The organism is Streptomyces sp. NPDC086835, from assembly GCF_044745705.1.
GTDB lineage: Bacteria > Actinomycetota > Actinomycetes > Streptomycetales > Streptomycetaceae > Streptomyces.
This window is the reverse complement of sequence record NZ_JBIVAU010000002.1, coordinates 498,803-515,863: the sequence shown is the minus strand read 5'-3', so window position 1 is coordinate 515,863 and position 17,061 is coordinate 498,803. Positions and strand designations below refer to the sequence as shown.

Annotated in this window: 15 protein-coding genes; 2 read left to right on the top strand and 13 right to left on the bottom strand. The window is 73.4% G+C overall.

Annotation, left to right across the window (positions count from 1 at the left end):
- Window positions 1–29: 29 nt before the first annotated feature.
- The 4 genes from ACIPJI_RS08485 to ACIPJI_RS08470 form a co-directional block, all read right to left on the bottom strand.
- A complete protein-coding gene (locus tag ACIPJI_RS08485; protein WP_356623479.1) occupies window positions 30–530 on the bottom strand; it encodes a DUF5949 family protein in 501 nt (166 codons plus the stop codon).
- A gap of 114 nt (window positions 531–644) precedes the next feature.
- A complete protein-coding gene (locus tag ACIPJI_RS08480; RefSeq protein ID WP_402245180.1) occupies window positions 645–1,154 on the bottom strand; it encodes a hypothetical protein in 510 nt (169 codons plus the stop codon).
- Window positions 1,155–1,651: 497 nt separating this feature from the next.
- Complete coding sequence (locus tag ACIPJI_RS08475) at window positions 1,652–2,851, bottom strand: NAD(P)-binding domain-containing protein (protein WP_402245178.1); 1,200 nt, start codon at window positions 2,849–2,851, stop codon at window positions 1,652–1,654.
- Window positions 2,833–4,128, bottom strand: a complete 1,296-nt coding sequence (locus ACIPJI_RS08470) for an ATP-grasp domain-containing protein (RefSeq protein WP_402245176.1) — start codon at window positions 4,126–4,128, stop codon at window positions 2,833–2,835. The genes ACIPJI_RS08475 and ACIPJI_RS08470 overlap by 19 nt, the downstream gene beginning before the upstream one ends.
- A gap of 146 nt (window positions 4,129–4,274) precedes the next feature.
- On the opposite strand from ACIPJI_RS08470, the gene ACIPJI_RS08465 reads away from it, so the two are divergent.
- A complete protein-coding gene (locus tag ACIPJI_RS08465) occupies window positions 4,275–5,525 on the top strand; it encodes a glycosyl hydrolase (RefSeq protein WP_402245173.1) in 1,251 nt (416 codons plus the stop codon).
- A gap of 105 nt (window positions 5,526–5,630) precedes the next feature.
- Here the strand turns inward: ACIPJI_RS08465 and ACIPJI_RS08460 are convergent, their stop codons facing one another.
- The 9 genes from ACIPJI_RS08460 to ACIPJI_RS08420 form a co-directional block, all read right to left on the bottom strand.
- Window positions 5,631–6,785, bottom strand: coding sequence for a GNAT family N-acetyltransferase (locus ACIPJI_RS08460; protein WP_402245171.1), 1,155 nt, complete (start codon window positions 6,783–6,785; stop codon window positions 5,631–5,633).
- Window positions 6,782–7,447: a lipopolysaccharide biosynthesis protein gene (locus tag ACIPJI_RS08455; RefSeq protein ID WP_402245169.1), complete on the bottom strand. Its 666-nt coding sequence runs from the start codon at window positions 7,445–7,447 to the stop codon at window positions 6,782–6,784. Before ACIPJI_RS08455 ends, ACIPJI_RS08460 begins: the two co-directional genes overlap by 4 nt.
- Window positions 7,444–8,601: a glycosyltransferase gene (locus ACIPJI_RS08450; RefSeq protein ID WP_402245167.1), complete on the bottom strand. Its 1,158-nt coding sequence runs from the start codon at window positions 8,599–8,601 to the stop codon at window positions 7,444–7,446. Before ACIPJI_RS08450 ends, ACIPJI_RS08455 begins: the two co-directional genes overlap by 4 nt.
- Window positions 8,598–9,368, bottom strand: a complete 771-nt coding sequence (locus ACIPJI_RS08445; protein ID WP_356623490.1) for a polysaccharide deacetylase family protein — start codon at window positions 9,366–9,368, stop codon at window positions 8,598–8,600. The genes ACIPJI_RS08450 and ACIPJI_RS08445 overlap by 4 nt, the downstream gene beginning before the upstream one ends.
- The gene (murJ, locus tag ACIPJI_RS08440) at window positions 9,358–11,049 is read right to left on the bottom strand and encodes a murein biosynthesis integral membrane protein MurJ (RefSeq protein WP_402245785.1); all 1,692 of its coding nucleotides are present in this window, start codon (window positions 11,047–11,049) and stop codon (window positions 9,358–9,360) included. Before murJ ends, ACIPJI_RS08445 begins: the two co-directional genes overlap by 11 nt.
- 200 nt (window positions 11,050–11,249) lie before the next feature.
- On the bottom strand, window positions 11,250–12,578 hold the full coding sequence (locus ACIPJI_RS08435; RefSeq protein WP_402245166.1) for an O-antigen ligase family protein: 1,329 nt from the start codon (window positions 12,576–12,578) through the stop codon (window positions 11,250–11,252).
- A 2-nt stretch (window positions 12,579–12,580) separates the two neighbouring features.
- The gene (locus ACIPJI_RS08430) at window positions 12,581–14,065 is read right to left on the bottom strand and encodes an exopolysaccharide biosynthesis polyprenyl glycosylphosphotransferase (protein WP_402245164.1); all 1,485 of its coding nucleotides are present in this window, start codon (window positions 14,063–14,065) and stop codon (window positions 12,581–12,583) included.
- Window positions 14,062–15,243 carry a glycosyltransferase gene (locus ACIPJI_RS08425; protein WP_402245162.1) on the bottom strand — a complete coding sequence of 394 codons (1,182 nt, stop codon included), beginning with the start codon at window positions 15,241–15,243 and terminating at the stop codon, window positions 14,062–14,064. Before ACIPJI_RS08425 ends, ACIPJI_RS08430 begins: the two co-directional genes overlap by 4 nt.
- A 41-nt stretch (window positions 15,244–15,284) precedes the next feature.
- A complete protein-coding gene (locus tag ACIPJI_RS08420; RefSeq protein ID WP_356623497.1) occupies window positions 15,285–16,379 on the bottom strand; it encodes a DUF3344 domain-containing protein in 1,095 nt (364 codons plus the stop codon).
- Between the two features lie 351 nt (window positions 16,380–16,730).
- Between ACIPJI_RS08420 and ACIPJI_RS08415 the strand changes: the two genes are divergently transcribed.
- Window positions 16,731–17,027, top strand: a complete 297-nt coding sequence (locus ACIPJI_RS08415; protein ID WP_402245160.1) for a hypothetical protein — start codon at window positions 16,731–16,733, stop codon at window positions 17,025–17,027.
- Window positions 17,028–17,061 lie beyond the last annotated feature (34 nt).

The window sequence follows — 17,061 nt, the reverse complement described above, 5'->3', positions numbered from 1 at the left end:
CGGACCCTCCTGACCCGGATCCCCCCGTGTCAGTGGCGCAGCCGTGACACCGGCAGCAGTACGTGTGCGGAGCTGGTGAGGGTGGTCTCGTCGCCGAGGAAGGACTGGAAGGCCTCGTCACTTACGGGCTTGCCCGGCGTCCCCTCGGGCCACGGGCGGCTCGCGATCATGAAGTGGACGTGGCCGCGACGGTTCGCGGCGGCCAGCCACTCGGGCGGCGCCGGGCACTGGGCCTTCATGTAGGGCATGTTGACGACGGCCTGGCCGCCTTCGACCAGCAGCTGGATCGGGTGCGAGCCGTGGTGTGTGTGGTCGTGCATCTCGTCACCCACGGTCAGCCCGAGCTCCGCGATCATGGCCAGGGCGGCCTCCTCCCCCGCGGCGGGACCGTCGCTGCCGTCACCGAGGGAGTAGGTGAGCAGATAGGGCGTGTCATGTCCCTGGGCGGGATCCCCGATCCACGCGAGCAGGGAGAGCGTGCCCAACCGGCTGCGGTTCACGGCGGATCGGGGGGTGTTCGCTGTGGTCATGGCTCGGCACCCTAGTGGCGGGCACGCCGCGTCCCGGTCCTCGTTCACCTGGACGGGGGAACCGGACGGCAAAGTGCCGTCCCGCGCGTTCGACGCGACGCCGCAGCCGTTCCCTCACAGCCGCCAACTGCGCCGCTCGCCGCCGACCGTGCAGTCGAGCCCTACGGCACGGCTGCCGAAGGGCACCTCGAAGACCAGCCAGCCGTCGGCGTGTTCACCGACGGGGAGCGTCCGTACCTTCAGCGGGAAGCCGGTCGTGAGCTCCCCGGAGCGGACGGCCGGGTGCCGCCGGCCGCGGTCGTCGACGACCCACGTCCTGCCGAGGGGTGACTCGTAGGCCGTGCCGCCGATGTTGGCGAGGCTCAGCTCCACTCCGACCCAGCGGTGTCCCACGGCGGGCCGCGGCGCGGCCCCGGTCGCCACGGCGGGGTCGACGAACCCGCGCAGGGTGACCCGGAGGTGCTCGCCGAACCGTGCGCCGCCGACGTCGGCGGTGTCGCCGATGCCGGTGGCGGCCGCCCGCGCCCCGGCGGACGCCCCGGGCGCCGGCCGCGCACCGGGACCACCGGTGCTCTGGCATGCGGTGAGACCTACGAGGAGTGCCGGGACCAGCACGGTCGCCATGTGTCGCATCGATCCCCTTTTCCGCGGCGCGCTTCGCTGCGTATCTTCGGTTCCGCGAGGGCTGATCGGACGCGGCACGCCCCGAGTCGTACGGGTGAATCTCACCGCCGCGGGCGACCGGCTCGAAAGACCGTTCCACCCGTCCCCCACCACCCGGCCTCGGCAGTGACTTCGCCACCGGCCGCGCGTTTGCGGTCATATGGCAAGGATTACCGCGCCCACTCGATGGCAGCGCGTCCAGACGAGTACGGATCCGACGGCCGCACCGACGGGCAGCAGTCCCATCTACGACCAGCTGGCGCGTGAGTGGACGGCCGCCGGCCGCACCATGCCGGGCCGACCGGACGGGGAGTGGACCAGGCTGAGCCTCTTCCCGCCTCCGCCGCCCGTCGCGAACGAGGCGACCGCCAGGCCCGCTTCCCCACAGCCCCGCAGGGGCTGGCTCTACGACCGGCACCCGGCTTGAGCACACCGCCCCGGCCCCGCCGTGACGCGCCTCATCGGCGCAGCCGGCGCCGCACACCGGCGACGAGCCGGTCGGCGGTGAACGCCGTGCCGTACACGAACCGCATGGCGGGACCGAACGACGGCGCGGTCAGCAGACCGGCGAAGAACAACCCGGGGCAGCTGGACTCGAACCGAGGGGTCAAGGCCGGCGCCCGGCCGGCGCCCGCCCTGCGCAGTGCCTGCCGGAGACCGGGGTCGAGCAGGCCCAGCCGTTCCAGATCCGGGACGAAGCCGGTGGCCGCGACGACATGACTGGTGTCGAGCGAGCGGGTCCCGCCGCCGGATTTCTTCAGCTCCAGCCGCACCCGGCCGTCGGCGCGTACCGAGGCCCGGCGGACGCTGTGTCCGAGCAGTGCGGGCACCCGCTGTTCGTAGCGGTCACGGAGCCACCACGCGCCGGCCGGTCCGAGCGCGCCGGCCGTCAGGCGTTCCCGCAGACCGGCCGGCAGCCGGCCCACCGCCCCGGGCAGTTCCGACCACGCCCAAGTGGTCCAGCCGCTGCCGAGACCGCTGAGCGGGGTGCGCAGGGTGCTCAGCCGTCCGCGCTGCTGCGGCAGGGGCACGGTGTTCCACCGGATGCGGTCCGTGCGGGCCACCAGCTGCGGGCGTGCCCCGTGTTCGGCGAGCAGCGTCGCCGTCTCCAGCGCTGCCTGGCCGGCTCCGACGACGGTGACGTCGAGGTCGCCGAATCCGCTCGGGTCGAGGTGGCCGCTGCTGTGCGAGCAGAGGGCCGGGGGCAGCGCCGCGAGTGGTTCCGGCACCCGCCGGAACGGCATGATGCCCACGGCGAGCGCCACCGTCCGCGCCTCGATACCGTCGCCCTCCGCCGTCTCCACACGGAAGCAGCGGGCCGACGGGACGACCCGGGTGACGGTCTGTTCTTCGACGGGCGGTGCCGCGTGCTCGGCGAACCACATCCCGTACCCGGTGAAGTCGGCGATCGGGAGCGGTCGGCCGTGCACGGCCTCGAAGCCGTGGACGGCGGCGTAGTCGGCGAGGGTGTACTTGGCGCCGGGGTCCGACAGGTCGGAGGCCCAGGGCTCCGACTTGAGGAACATTCCCTCCGGCATGTGGTCCCGCCAGGACGCCATGGTTCTGCCGAACACCCGCAGGCTCATCCCCGCCGCGGCGGCGTGTGCCGCGACGGAGAGCCCGTACGGGCCGGCGCCGATCACTGCCAAGTCGTACATGATGCGGTTCCCGCTCCTTCTGGTCTGGCCTTCGGTCCGGCGGTGGAAGGCGATGTCCGCTGCCGCGGCAGCGGTCGCAGGCGGTCCGTGCCTTTGACGAGGCCCCGTCGCAGCCAGGCCGCGGCCATGGCGAGGAACGGCGGCAGGTCGTCATGCGCGAACCAGGCGGTCTCGACCCCGCGGTGTGCGGCGCCGGCCCGTCCGGGAGTCCGGTGCCGGACGGCGGCGACCGCGGAGAGCAGCGCGTAGTTCTCCGCCACGAAGACCCGCCCCGGCCGGCCGGCGGCCCGCGGCACCGGGCTGCCCGTGAGGTCCAGGTAGAGGGACCGCACGACGTCGAGTCCGCCCTCGTCGGTGAAGAGCCGGAACTGCGCGCCGGGCCGCGGGTTGACGTCGAGCAGCCGGTAGGCGCCGTCTGCCGGGTCGCGCCGGAAGTCGAGGTCGAGGATCCCCCGGTAGCCGGAGTGCGCCACCAGCCTGAGGGCGGCTGCCCACACCTCGTCGTTGTGCTGCCAGCTGCCTTTCGCGGTCAGCCCGGCTCCGGGCGGCCAGGCGAGCTCCTTGCGGCCTGTGCCGCCGAGCAGGAGGTCGGACCGCCGGGAGAAGTAGCCGTGGAAGAACCAGTCGCAGTAGGGCCCTTCGGGCAGCAGCCGCTGGAGCAGCAGTCTGCTGCCGGCCTGTCCGGTGCGCTCGAACAGCCGCTGCACAGCGGCGGGCGAGGTGACGAGGCTCGTGCTGCGCAGACCCGTTCGCGGGTCCAGCAGCCACGGTCTGCTCCACTTGGCCACCAGTGGCAGCCCTAGCTGCCGTACGGCGGCGGCGGCCTCCGCGGCGCTCGTCGGCACGACCGTCTCCGGGTGCGCGATCCCGGCCTGCTCGCACAGCCGTACGAGTTCGGCCTTGTCGGCGAGTGCCGCCGTGGCGTCGGCGGCCTGGTCGGGGAAGAGGAACCGCTGGACGAGACGCGGAGCGTTGGCGGCGACGCTGACGGCGCCGAGGTCGTCCATCGCGATGAGCACGGCGGGCCGGCCGATCCGGTCGGACACGTCGAGCAGCAGGTCGACGAAGGCCTCCGGGCGGAGTTGGCCCGGAGGTCTGACATGGGCCCGGTGCAGATAGCGGGACCGGGCGACCGGGCTGCGGGCCGACTCGACCACGGCATGCACCTCCACACCGGCGCGGCCGAGCGATCTGACGGCTCCCAGGGTGCCGTGGTGAAAGGGATTCCGGTCGAGCCGGAGCACGAGAGCGGGTACTCCCGGGTCGATGGTCGGCATTCGGGTCATATTTTTCACTTGGATGGTCCTGACTGGAGCGCGCCTCTTCGCTAATGGCCTACCGACTCCTCTTCGGGCAGCCCGTCGGTACGACTTTCTGCCTACGGTCGTTGCATCCCGGAACGGGCCGCACAGAGGAGGAATTCATGCCACAACGGCGCCGTCTCTTCAGCACGGGCATCGGAACGGTCACCGCCGGTCTCCTTGTCTCCAGCGCTGTTTCCGGAGTCTGGACGGCGGGCGCGGCCACCGGCGTGAACGACGGTCCTGATTCTCCGGAGAAACCACCGGTCGCCGTGGGGGCTTATCTCCACTACGGTGCGCCCGGTGTCGAGCGCATGGCCGAACTCTCCCGATGGCTCGGCGGTCGGGAGCTGAAAGTCGCTCACACGTACCTCCCGGGCGACCGCTGGGAAAACATCGAGGGCCGGCCCGAGTTCCTGCGTCCCTGGGCCGACTGGCGGCGCGGCGCCGAGGACCGGATGTTCGTGCTCAACGTCCCGATGCTGGAGCGCAACGAGGCGCGGCTGCCGGACAGCGCGGTCAAAGGGCTGCTGACCGCCGGGGCACAGGGCAGCTTCGACAAGCACTTCCGGACGCTGGCGACCCGGCTGGTCGAGTCGGGTGTCCCGGACACGGTGATCGTCCTCGGGTGGGAGATGAACGGCACGACGTACACGCACCGTTGTGCGCCGGACCCCGAGGCGTGGAAGGCGTACTGGAACCGCATCGTCACGGCCATGCGTTCCGTCCCAGGGCAGAAGTTCCGATTCGACTTCGCTCCGAATCGCGGTCAGGACGCCATTCCCTGGACCGAGTGCTACCCCGGTGACGACGTGGTCGACATCATCGGAATGGACTCGTACGACCAGCCGCCTGGCGGGACGTTCGACGAACAGGTGAATGCTCCGTACGGATTGCGGAAGCAGGTCGAGTTCGCCGCGGCGCACAACAAGGCGATCTCGTATCCGGAGTGGGGACTTTTCCGCAACGGCGACAATCCCGAGTACATGCGCCGCATGCTCGAATGGATCGACCGTCACAAGCCGCTCTACCAGACCATCACAGACTACTGCCCGCACGGGGTGTGGCAGTGTGACGACAATCCACAGTCCTCGAAAGTGTTCCGCTCGAAGTTGTCTGCGAATCCCGGTCCTGCCGAGCCCACGCCCCCCGAGCCCGGTCCTGCCGAGCCGGCGCCTGTCGAGCCCGTCCCCGTCGAGCCGGATCCCGTGGACCCCGGCGTCCCGCTCCCGTCCCCGCTGCCGGACGACGTCGTGATGAACCCCGTCGACTGGTGCGTTCCTATGGATCTCGGGGATTGGGTCGCCCAGTGGGTGGGAGAGCAGCAGTTCTGTGTCGAGTTCCCCTGGCCGGACGGGCAGTTGGGCTTCTGACCGCGGAAGTCTGCCGGCGGTGCGTCCGGGGCGTGCGCGCCCCGGAACGCCGCGGACCAGCGGACCCGCGGACCCCGGGACGTGCGGGCGGCGGCCCGAAACGTGTCAGCACCTCGCGGCCGCCGCCCGCCGGCTGTTGAGCCGGTCGCGCCACTCCCGTGCGGCGGGCAGCCGCTCGCGCACCGTCACGGCCGCCCGGTCGCGCAGCCGGGCCCGTGTCTCGTGCAGCCGCAGCAGCGGCTCCAGCGAAGCCGGGGCCAGCAGCAGCCGCTGATTGGTGACGGTCTCCGGCCGCCAGTGGTTCTTGTACGGCTCCGCCCCCCGCAGCAGGCTGAGCACGCCTCGTCCGTCGTCGGCGGCCTGCTGCGCGTCGTGGCGCAGCAGCATGGTCGCCACGTCGGCCTTCCGGTCCCGCAGCGCGGGGTCCGCCCCGTACAGATAGCCGCCCGCCAAGGCGCCCGAGCGCAGGGTGAGGGCGGCCGCGACGACCTCGCCCTCCATCCGGAACTCCGTCAGGACGGCCTCGCCGCGGCGGGCCATCACCCGGGTGGCGCGCACCAGATGGGCGGCGAACCGGGGCCTGAGGTGCTCCGGGTTGACGCCGCGGCCGCGCCACTGGAGTTCGTGCAGCCGCAGCAGGCGTGCGACGGCCTCCGCGACTTCCGCCTCCGGCACGGTGTGCGCCTGGATCTTCAGCGCGTCGATCTTGCGCAGCTTCGCGCGCACACGCTGCGCCCGGGCAGTCGTCATCCGCTTGGCGAGCTCCTCGACGGGGGCGGCCGGGAGCTCCATGCAGACCGAGTCGGTGAGCCGGGCGCGGGCACCCTTCCAGCTCTCGTAGAGCCGCTCCGCCGCCGCGCCGGGACGCACCTCGCGCAGGTCGATCACGGCATGGCGTGCCGCCCTGTGCAGACCCCTCTCCAGCGCCCCGACCGCGGTCCGGACGTCGCCGCCGTCGACGAGTACGTCGCAGTGGTCGGAGATACGGCCGCCCATCGGCACGAGCAGTGGCATCGGTCCGTGCGTCAGTGTCAGCGGCGCGGCGCCGATCAGCCGGCCGTCGCGGCGGACGAGGACGACCCGCAGCCGTCCGCTCGTGCCGTAGGACCGCCACCAGGAGTGGAGCCAGGCGTGGCTCTGGAACGGGGTGGCGGTGGGGCAGTTGTCGTGCAGCCGGTTCCACTCCGGCCCCAGTGCGGCGAAGGCCTCCGGGTCGCGGCACAGGGTGAGGGAGATCCGCCGTCCGCCGCCGGGGGTCACACCAGCTCCCGTTCGCCCGCCGGCTCGGCACGGTGCGCGGGCGCGGGCACACCGGCGGTGGTGACGGTGGGCCTGCGGCGCGGCCCCACGAGCAGCGCCAGCCCGCCGAGCAGTCCGCCCGCGCAGCCGCCGACGGCAACGGCGACGGGCAGCGACGGGGAGACCGGCTCGTGGGGGGCGACGGCCCGCGAGAAGAGGGTCAGTGAGACGCCGGTGTTCCTGGACACCTGATTGCTGCTCACGAACACGGCGTCGGTGACCGCGTCGGCGATGTCGGCGGCCTGGTCCGGATCGGTCGACGTACCGGTGATCGCGATCATCGGCGAGTCGGGGGACGTCTCCGTCTCCACCCGGTCGCGCAGTTCGCCTGCCGGGACGCCGGCCGCGACACGCGCGTACGCGAGGGTCGAGTCGCTGGTGGCGATCCGCCCGTAGGCCTGGGCGAAACCGAGCGCCGCGGCGGGGTCCGAGCCCTTGGCGGGCACGGCGACGACATAGCTGGTGGAGGCGTACTCGGGTGCTTTGAGCAGGCCGTAGGAAGCACCGCAGGCCGTGCCGAGCAGGGCGCAGACCGGCAGGGGCCACCAGACGGGCAGGGTGATCTTCGCGAGGCGGCGGAACCGGCCGGCGGCGGCGGGCTCCTGCTCGGGCGTCTGGGTCATGGGAGTGCTCTCCGGGTCGGGTCGGGGTGGAAGTGCTGCGGCCGGTTGCGGTCCGGCCGGGCGGTGTCCAGGGCGTGGGCGTACACATCCATCAGGAGACGGCCGCCCCGAGCGATGTCGTAGCGGCCGACCGCGCGGGGCGGCGGCAGCCGGCGGGGGCCCGCGGCCGTACGTGCGCGCAGAGCGTCCGTGAGCTCACGCACGCCGTCACCGTTCAGCCGGGTGGCGCCCGGTGCGTCGGCCGGCGGAAGGTCGTCGACGGCGGGGCAGGTGCCGTGCAGTACCGGCAGCCCGGCGGCGAGGGCCTCGACCACGGCGAGCCCGAACGCCTCTTCGCGGGAGGCCGAGACGAACAGGTCCACGGCGGACAGCAGGGCCGCGACACCGTCGGCGTCGCACTCGCCGAGCAGCCGGATCCGGTCGGCCGCCCGGAGCCGTACGGCCAGGGCGCGCAGCGCGTCCCGCTCCGGACCGTCGCCGGCGAGCAGCAGCCGGACGCCGGGCAGCGCGGCGACCGCCTCGATCAGGACGTCGAAGCGTTTGCCGGGGACGAGCCGGCCCACGCCGCCGACCACGTAGGCGTCGGCGGGGACGCCGAGCCGGTCCCGTGTGGCGCGCCGCCCGGAGGCGTCGAAACGGAACCGGGCCGCTTCGATGCCGTTCGGCACGACGTGGATGCGCGGGCCGGGGACGCCCCAGTCCCGGAGCCGGCCGGCCACGGTCGGGGAGACGGCGACGGTGGCGGCGCCGAGGCGTTCGGTGGAGAGGTACAGCGCGCGGGTGCCCGGGGTGAGCGGCCGGCCCTCGATCTCCTGGCCGCCCAGGGAGTGTTCGGTGGCGACGGCGGTCCGCACCCCGCCCAGCCGGGCGGCGATCCGGCCGTAGACGCAGGCCCGGTACAGGTGCGTGTGCACAAGGTCGTAGCGGCCGCGCCGGACGAGACCGGCCAGTCGGGGCAGGGCCGTGAGATCCGTGTTGCCGCGCATGCGGAGGTGGGTGACCGACACCCCGTCCGCGCGCAGCCCGTCGGCCACCGGACCGGGATTGGTCAGGGTCACGACGTCGCACTCGGCGGGGAGATGACGCAGCAGCAGCCGCAGTTGCTGTTCCGCGCCGCCGACGCCGAGACCGGTGATGATGTGCAGGACCCTCATCCGGCACCGCCGAAGTGCACCGGGCCGAGCGCCGGATGACGGCGTGCCCGGTGCCGCAGCCGCTTCGCCCACAGCCGGGTGCCGCGGTCGGCCTGGCTGATGTGCGTGCGGGGCAGGGCGTACGGGCCGGCCGCCTCGCCGGGGGCGATGGCGCAGGCGTACGTGTAACCCGCCCGGCGCACGGCGTCGGCGGCACGCCGGTCGAAGGAGCCGTACGGATAGCAGAACCCGACGGGGGCCGTACCGGTGAGTTCGTGGAGCAGCTCGCGGCTGCGGGCGGTCTCCTCGACGAGTACGTCGTCCGGGCAGCCCGCCAGGCGGCGGTGGAACAGACCGTGCGAGGCGATCTCGGTGCCCGCGTCCGCGGCGGCCCTGATCTGACGGGCGGTGAGCAGCGCGCGGCGCGGGCCCGCCGGGTCCCACTCGTTGGTGCCGCCGAGCCGGCCGGGCAGCACGAACACGGTGGCCGTGCAGTCGTGTCTGGCCAGGAGCGGCAGTGCCGTCTCGACGAAGTCGGCGTAACCGTCGTCGAAGGTGAGGCCGACGAGGCCGGCGGCATTGCCGGCGGTGTGGGCGCGCAGCAGGTCGGCCACACCGACCCCGCGCAGGCCGCGGGCGCGCAGCCAGCGGAGGTGCAGGTCGAGGCGGTCGGGCGCGACGGCGATGCCGTACGGGTCACCGGTGGGGTCGCCCACGGCGTGGTACATCAGGATCCACGGCTGGGCGAGGGGCGGGGCGGCGGGTGGCGCCGCGGTGTCAGTGGTCATGGAACAGCCTCCGTCGTGCGAGTCCCAGCAGGTGTACGGCTTCGGGTGCGCGCAGGGCGCGGGCGGTGAGCAGGAAGACGGCGGGCAGGAGCAGAGCGCCGGCGGCAAGGCTCTGCAGCGGGCCGCCGGTCAGCGGCGCGGCGAAGAGGCCGGCCGCCGTGGCGGCGGCCGCCGCCACCGTGAGCCGTCCGATGCGGCCGCCGACGGAGCGCACCTGGATGGCGACCCCCCGGGATCCGAGGCCGCGCAGCAGCAGCAACGCGGTGGTGCTGATGCCGGCGGCGTTGGCGGCCGCGATGCCGTTCACGCCGAAGGCGCCGACGGTGAGGGCACCGGCGGCGACGGTGACGGCGAGCCCCGCGGCCATGGCGACGGCCGGGAACCAGGTGGGCCGGCCGGTGGAGAAGAACGGCCGGCCGAGCGCGCTGACGAGGCAGTGACCGAGGAGGCCGGCGGCGTACACGCGCATGACGGTGGCGGTGGCCGCGGTGTCCTGCGCGTCGAACGCGCCTCGCTGGAAGAGCACTTCGATGATCTGGGGCGCGTACCCGACGACCATCGCGGTGCCGAGCAGCACCATCGCGCCGGCCATGGCGAGGTCCTGCTCGACGCGTCGCCGGGCCCGGTCGCGGTCGCCCTCCGCCATGGCCTTGGCGACGACGGGGAACGTCACCGTGCACACCATCAGCGACAGCACCATCGGCATCTGCGCGACCTTCTGCGCGTAGTTGAGATGGGAGATCGCCCCGGCCGGGAGCGGCGCGGCGAGGAAGCGTTCGACAAGGACCTGGGACTGGCGGCTGACCGCGAAGAGCACGACCGGCGCGAGGACGGCCGCGCCGAGGAGGGGCGCCTTCGACCGGGGGCGGCGCACCAGCGGCCGCAGTGTCACACGCCGGGCGAAGGCCGGCAGTTGCACCGCCACCATGAGCAGGCTGCCGACGGCGACACCGGCCGCGGCGGCGCGAACGCCCCATACGGAGGCCAGGGCGAACGTCGTGGTGATGATGCCGGCGTTGTAGGCGACGTAGACGCTCGCCGGACGGAGGAAGCTGCCGTGGGCGCGCAGCGCGGCGCTGAAGTATCCGGTGACGCCGAAGGTGAGGACGGTCAGCGCGGTCATACGGGTGCAGTCCACGGCCAGTCCGGGATCGCCGAAGCCCGGCGCGAGCACCCGCACGACGAACGGCGCGCCGATCAGCAGCAGGCCGGCGACACAGGTCAGCAGGGCGAACAGCCGCGGGAAGGTGGCCGAGACCAGTTCCCGTACGGGGTCGGCGATCCGGCGGCCGGCGCCCCGCCGGGCGAGAGCGTGGCTGAACGCGGGCACCAGCAACAAGGCCATCGCGTCCTCGATGAGGAGCGTGGAGGCCATCTCGGGGACGGTCCAGGCGATGAGGAACGCGTCGCTCTCCACACCGGCCCCGAAGAAGTGCGCGACGGTCTGGTCCCGCACCAGCCCGAGCACGGCCCCTGCCGCGGTGAGCCCGGCAGTGACCGCGGCAGCCCGGACGAGGAACCGCCCGAGCGCGGGCGGTGTGCCGCGCCCCGGGCCGTCCGTCCGCGGGCCCCTACGGGCGTGCCGGCCCCGCCCCGGGGCGGCGGCCCGCGGGATCGGCCGGGTCGCGGTGCCCTCCCCCCGCCGCGCCGGCGCCCCGCGGGGCTCTCCGGCCACGGCCACGGCGGGCCGCCGCTCGGGGCCTTCGTGGGGCGGCCGGTCGTCGGTGGCGACGTCATGGATCTCGCCGTGGACGACCCGCTTCGGGGCAAGGGCCCACGCGGCCCCGGCGGCGTCGCCTTCCGGCGGTGCCGCGTGGCGGCCCGGCGCCGGTGACGACGCTCCCGGAGGGCGACGGCAGGCTGCCGGGCGGGGGGCGTCGGTCACGCGCGCCTCGTTCCGCCGAGCGCCCACCAGGCCGCCAGGCCCAGCAGCACACCCGTGAGGACCGTCGACGGGCCGCCGATGTCCGCGTAGAGGAAGTCGACGGTCTGCCAGAGCAACAGGCCGACCGCCGCCAGTCCGCAGTCCGCGGCCCGTCCGTGCGGTGCGCCGCAGAGCCGGCGCAGGCCGAGGACGAGGACGGCGGCGAGGCTGCCGGCGAACGCGGTCAGCCCGATCAGGCCCTGCTCGCCGAGGACGAGCAGGTACATGTTGTGCGGCGACAGCAGCGGCTGCTTCGCGAACTTGCTGCCCGCACCGGCGATGTCGCTGCCGGCGGACAGGCCGATCGAGGAATGACCGTCGCGGTGTGCCGGGAAGCCCTTCAGCCCGACCCCCGCCGCCGGCTCCTCGCGCCACATCCTGGCCGCCGCGGCCCACATCGCGTACCGGTCGCCGACCGACCGGTCCGGCGCGTCGGTGACGCGGGTGATGCTGCTGACACGCTCGGAGATCATCTGGGAGCCGATGCCGAGGCCCCCGACGAGTACGACGCCGAGCGCGGCCACCGCCGAGAGGACCCGCACCGCCTGCCGCAGCCCGCACAGCGCGACCACGGCGAACGCGGCGAGCGCCGTGGCGATCCACGCGCCCCTGCTGAACGACACGGCGAGGGGGACGACGAGCAGGACCGTGGCGGTGATCGCGCACGGCCTCAGCCAGGACGGCGCGTCGGACGGGGGGCGCAGGGCGAGGGCGAGCGCCGCGAGCAGCCCGTACGACACGACGGTCGCCATCCCCATGACGTCCGTCGGTCCGAAGGTGCCCACGGCCCGGATGTCCTCGCCCATGTAGGAGGCGCCCGTGCCGGTGGCGAACTGGTAGGTGCCCACGGTGCCCTGGGCGAGCGCCAGCACGACCAGGGCGCCGGCGACGACGCGGAAGTCGCGCGCGTCCCGCACGAGCAGCATGACGGCCACCGGCACGAGGACGAAGACCTGGAGGTAGCGCAGGAACCCGGGCAGCGCGGCCTGCGGTTGGGCTGCGGTGACGGTCGCGACCGCGAAGCCGACGACGGGCAGTCCGAACACGACGGCGGCAGCAGGCGTCAGGGGGCGCGAGCGGCGGTGCAGGACCTGCGCCGCGCACCACACCAGCAGAACCGCGGAGGCGACGTCCGCCGGGCTCACCGTGCCCGCCCCGCCCCCGCCCCCGTCGATCGCCGGGAGCGGGACGGCCGGCAGCAGCACGGTCGCGACCAGGGGCAGCAGGCGGAGGAAGGGCGGCGGTGTGCGCCCGGGTCGCACTGCGGGCCAGGTGACGGCTGTCATGCTCAGCTGCCTCCCAGCCTGACCACGGACGCGGCGGTGCGGGCCAGGATGCAGACGTCCTGCCACAGCGACCAGGTGTCGATGTAGTGGTTGTCGAAGCGGGCGCGTTCCTCGATGGAGGTGTCACCACGCAGGCCGTGGACCTGCGCGAGCCCGGTGATGCCGACGGGCATCCGGTGGCGCGCCTGGTAGCCGGGATGAACATGGCTGAACTTGGCGACGAAGTAGGGGCGTTCGGGTCGCGGGCCGACCAGGCTCATGTCGCCCCGCAGCACGTTCCAAAGTTGCGGCAGTTCGTCGAGGGAGGTGCGGCGCAGCAGGTTGCCGGTGACGCTCATCCGCCGGTCGGAGGCCACGCTCCAGCGGGTGGCGGACTCGTGCTCGTCGACGGGGTTGATGGTGCGGAACTTCAGCAGCACGAACGGCCGCCCGTCCAGCCCGATCCGCTCCTGCCGGAAGATGATTCCGGGGCCGTCGAAGAGACGGACGGCGAGCGCGCAGACGGCCAGCACGGGCGCCGCCGCGACGAGGGCGACAGCGGCGAGGCACACGTCCATGACCCGCTTCCCCGCGAGGGCGAACGGCCGGCGCGCCGCGTCCAGCGGCCTGACGGGGAATCCCCACAGGTGGTCCCCGCCGGGTGCCCCCCGATGCGTGCCGGGCTCCGCGGGAGTGCCGTCGACCAGCCACACCCGGCAGCCGTGCCGGGCGAACAGGCGAAGCAGCGCGGCGCTCTCCGGGCCGGTCCCGGGCGGCCGGGTGAGGACGGCATGGCCGACGGCGTTCTGGATGACCGCGCGGCTGACGTCCTCCGGCCTGACCAGGACGGGCAGGGCCGCCTGGACCGGCCCGCCCAGCCCGTCGGGATCGACCTGGCCGACCGGACGCATCCCGTACTCGGGGTGCTCGTACAGCGCCGCGGTGACCTGCTGGGCCACCGGTCCGCGGCCGACGACGAGCGCGGACCGCGGCCTGCGCGCGGCCGCCCGCCGGCGCGCGTGGTGGACTGCCGCCCGGCCGGCGCAGGTGAGCAGCGCCTGGCCGCCGGCGGCGAGGGCGGGTGCGGCCAGGGCGACGCCGTAGTGGGGCTCCTGGGCGGCGAAGGTGGCGGTGAGGGCGTACCACTGCAGCATCGCGAGCCCGAGGAGCGTGGGCAGTTCGGCGAGCGCGGACGGCGACAGCCTGTGCCGGTAGAGACCGCGCCAGGCGTGCAGCACGCCCTGGAGCAGCACGAGCGGCACTGCCGACGCGACAGGCCAGGAAGCCGGGGGCCACAGCAGGACCGGTGCGAGGGCCAGGGTGACGACGGCGGCGGTGGCGTCGGCCAGGAGCAGCCCGGTCGGACGTTCACGGCGGGCGGACAGGCGGTGCGAACGGACGGGTGGGCGACGGGGGGCCGCGCGGCGCGGCGCGTGTACCGAGGGCGCCGGACGGCGGGCGGCCGTCACCCGGGCGCTGTGGGGGGCGGGGGCACTCTCCGTCGTCATCGTTCGTCGCGCTCCCTCGTCAAGGGCCGTTGCGGGCTCAGTAGTTCCTGGTACAGGCGCAGGACGGCCGCTGCCGTCGTGCGCACGTCGGACGTCGCCCGCGTGTGCTCCTCGGCCCGGCGGCCCAGGTCCTGACGGAGCGCGGGTTCCGTCAGCAGCCGGACCAGCGCCGCCGCCAGCGCGGGCGGATCCTCCGGCGGGACCAGCGTGTGCGGCTCCTGACCGGGCGGCAGGCTCTCCCTGGCGCCGCTGACGTCGGTGACCACGACGGGCAGCCCACAGGCCATGGCCTCGAGCGGAGCGAGCGCCATTCCCTCCCAGCGCGAGGGCAGTACGGCCACGTCCGCGGCGTGCAGCCACGGCCGGGTGTCGGCGCGGTCGCCGGCGAACAGCACCCCCGGCGGGGCGCCCTGCCGCAGGGCCTCCCGGTCCGGCCCGTCGCCGACCAGTACGAGCCGGGCGCCTGGGACCGCCCGGGCCACCTCGGTCCAGGCCCGGAGCAGCACGTCCTGCCCCTTCTGCCGGCACAGCCGGCCCACGCAGACGACGAGGGGCGTCCGTGCGGGCATACGGTTCAGCTCCGGCAGGAGGGCGCGGGCCTCCTCGCGGCCCCGGTTGCCGCGAGGGGTGAAGTACGTCAGGTCGATGCCGTTGCGGATCACCGACCAGCGGGCACGGATGCCTGCCTTTTCACCGGCGCGGCGCTCGCTCTCGCTGACGCAGAGCGTGCGCGTGCTCCAGCGCGTGCCGTGGCGCTCCCAGGTCAGAGCGAGTTCGGCGCTGCGCCCCTGGACCGCGTCGAACGACCAGGCGTGCGGCTGGAAGACCGTCGGTACCCGGCCGCGTACGGCGAGGCGCCCGGCGAGTCCGGCCTTGGCGCTGTGCGCGTGCACGATGTGCGGTGCACCGGCCCGGATCAGCCGGGTGACTGCGTGTACTTCGCGGGCGAGCCGCGGCCCCGGCTCCCGTCCCGCCGGCCACGGGTGCACCTGCGCACCGGCCTGTGCCGCAAGGCGGGGAAGCTGCCCCTGCGGGGGGCAGGCGACGACGGTCCGGATGCCCTCGCGGACCTGTGCCCTGACCAGGTCGGTGACGACCCGCGCGACTCCTCCCTCCACCGGCTGAACCAGGTGGAACACCGTCATTCGGCTTTTCTCGGTGCAGTTTCTTTGCAGCACGTACGGCCTTCTTCGAACGCGGTGGACTGTGGGTGCGTGAATCAGCGGCGCGCGTCGGCCTGCACGAAGAGAGCGCCGAGGAAATGCCCGCCGTCTTCGGCACCGAAGCGGACCGTCAGCGAATTCGCGCCGTCCGCCAGGGCGGGCCGGATGTCGAACACGTCGGAGTCGTATCCGAGCGTGTTGACGTGGGCGGGCTGCCGTCCGGGCACCGTGGTGCCGAAGTCGGCAATGGTCGAATTCATGGTGTCGTCGGCCGGATTGGCGAGGTCGTCGATCAAGAACGGTCTTCCGTCGCCGGCCCGCACGCTCACCGAGTCGCCACGCGCGCCGCGGTCGCCGTCGTAGGCGACGAGCCCGGCACGTCCGGCGGAGCGTGGCCCGATCCGCAGGCCGGTCAGGGTCACGGAGTGTTGCCCCCGCCTGTGGCCGATGCTCTCGAAGCCGTCCCACAGGACGAGTTCACGCAGGGGTTCGGTGTCCCTCTCGTAGGCCACGACCATGGTCCAGCCGCCCCAGGCGCCTGCCTCCGAGTGGCCCATCGCCACGTTGACCTGGGCGACGGTCCAGTAGCCGGAGCCGCTGCCGCGCACCAGGGGTGTGATGTCGGCGGACGCCTGGTAGGAGTCGCTGCCTTCCGCGTCGCGGTGCGCGACCTGGGTGTCGGCCAGCACCTCCTTGTACTCGCCGCCCGGTTCGGCGACGAGGACACGGCCGTTGTCCTTCGGGGGTTTCTGCTCTCCGACGCGGAGGTTTCCGCCCCAGTACAGGCGGGCGTAACGCACACGGGAGTCCACCGGCAGGGCGAGGCGGGCCCGGCTCGAGTTGTACGTGTTGGGGTCGTCGTCGAGGTCGACGTAGAACATGTCGTAGTCGCCGTTGACACCCCGCGCGCCCCGCTGGAGGGACGAACACGACGCAGCCGACGTGCTGTTCGGGCTACGGCAGGTGATCACGGAATTCGCCGCGCGGACGATCCCGCCATGGTGCACCGCATGGTAACGCTGCGTGAAAGGGATGCCGGATGCTTCCGGCGGCGTGGGGCCCGCCGCGGCCGTGAGCGGAGCGGCCGAGAACGCCGTGCAGAGCAGTGCTCCCAGGACGCCTCGCGCGGCGAAGCCCAGCGACTCCGGCATGGGTGACTCTCCATTTTCGATCAACTCGACAAAACAGGAGTGCACTTTGTCAGAAAGCCAGTTGGAAATCACGCCGGACGCGCACGTACGGCCATTTGGCTGCCATCGCATTCGCCTTGCGGACGGGCGAGTTGCACTTGACCGTGACGCATGGACGACCCGAACAGCGCCAGCCCAACGAGTGATTCGGCAAAACCCTTTCGTCAACGGGTCGTTGAAGGAGACCGCGCGCGAGAGGGGCCGGGCCGGCCGGGCGATGGAGAAAGGCCGAGATGCAGGGTTTCCCGTACGTCCACGGCTCGTTATCCGTATCGACGGCGGAGAACCCGCCGGGGAAAGGGATTCGAAGAGATGAAGTACTCGAAGGCTGCTGCGATCATTGCCGGCTCCGTGGCGGCGCTGGGGGCGGCCTCTCCCGCCTTCGCCGCCGGTTCGGCGGACATGCCGCCCATGAGTCTCAACGGCGGTGCCGCCGAGCTGGTGTCCTCGCTTTCACACATGGAGTCGGTCGAGGCGGGTCCCGCGGTGAAGCAGGCCGTGGACATCGCGACCGCGCTCAACGACATCAAGGGCGACGCCCCGGAGCTGGCGCTGAAGACGACCGGCTCGCAGACGCCCATGCTGGGCGGCGTCCCACTGGGCGGCTGACCAGGCAGGACGGTTCCGCAGCCACCGGGGCGGC

Coding starts and splice junctions, on each gene's coding strand:
- ACIPJI_RS08485 (WP_356623479.1), bottom strand. CDS start 530: ATGACCACAGCGAACACCCCCCGATCCGCCGTGAACCGCAGCCGGTTG.
- ACIPJI_RS08480 (WP_402245180.1), bottom strand. CDS start 1,154: ATGGCGACCGTGCTGGTCCCGGCACTCCTCGTAGGTCTCACCGCATGC.
- ACIPJI_RS08475 (WP_402245178.1), bottom strand. CDS start 2,851: ATGTACGACTTGGCAGTGATCGGCGCCGGCCCGTACGGGCTCTCCGTC.
- ACIPJI_RS08470 (WP_402245176.1), bottom strand. CDS start 4,128: ATGCCGACCATCGACCCGGGAGTACCCGCTCTCGTGCTCCGGCTCGAC.
- ACIPJI_RS08465 (WP_402245173.1), top strand. CDS start 4,275: ATGCCACAACGGCGCCGTCTCTTCAGCACGGGCATCGGAACGGTCACC.
- ACIPJI_RS08455 (WP_402245169.1), bottom strand. CDS start 7,447: ATGACCCAGACGCCCGAGCAGGAGCCCGCCGCCGCCGGCCGGTTCCGC.
- ACIPJI_RS08450 (WP_402245167.1), bottom strand. CDS start 8,601: ATGAGGGTCCTGCACATCATCACCGGTCTCGGCGTCGGCGGCGCGGAA.
- ACIPJI_RS08445 (WP_356623490.1), bottom strand. CDS start 9,368: ATGACCACTGACACCGCGGCGCCACCCGCCGCCCCGCCCCTCGCCCAG.
- ACIPJI_RS08435 (WP_402245166.1), bottom strand. CDS start 12,578: ATGACAGCCGTCACCTGGCCCGCAGTGCGACCCGGGCGCACACCGCCG.
- ACIPJI_RS08430 (WP_402245164.1), bottom strand. CDS start 14,065: ATGACGACGGAGAGTGCCCCCGCCCCCCACAGCGCCCGGGTGACGGCC.
- ACIPJI_RS08420 (WP_356623497.1), bottom strand. CDS start 16,379: ATGCCGGAGTCGCTGGGCTTCGCCGCGCGAGGCGTCCTGGGAGCACTG.
- ACIPJI_RS08415 (WP_402245160.1), top strand. CDS start 16,731: ATGAAGTACTCGAAGGCTGCTGCGATCATTGCCGGCTCCGTGGCGGCG.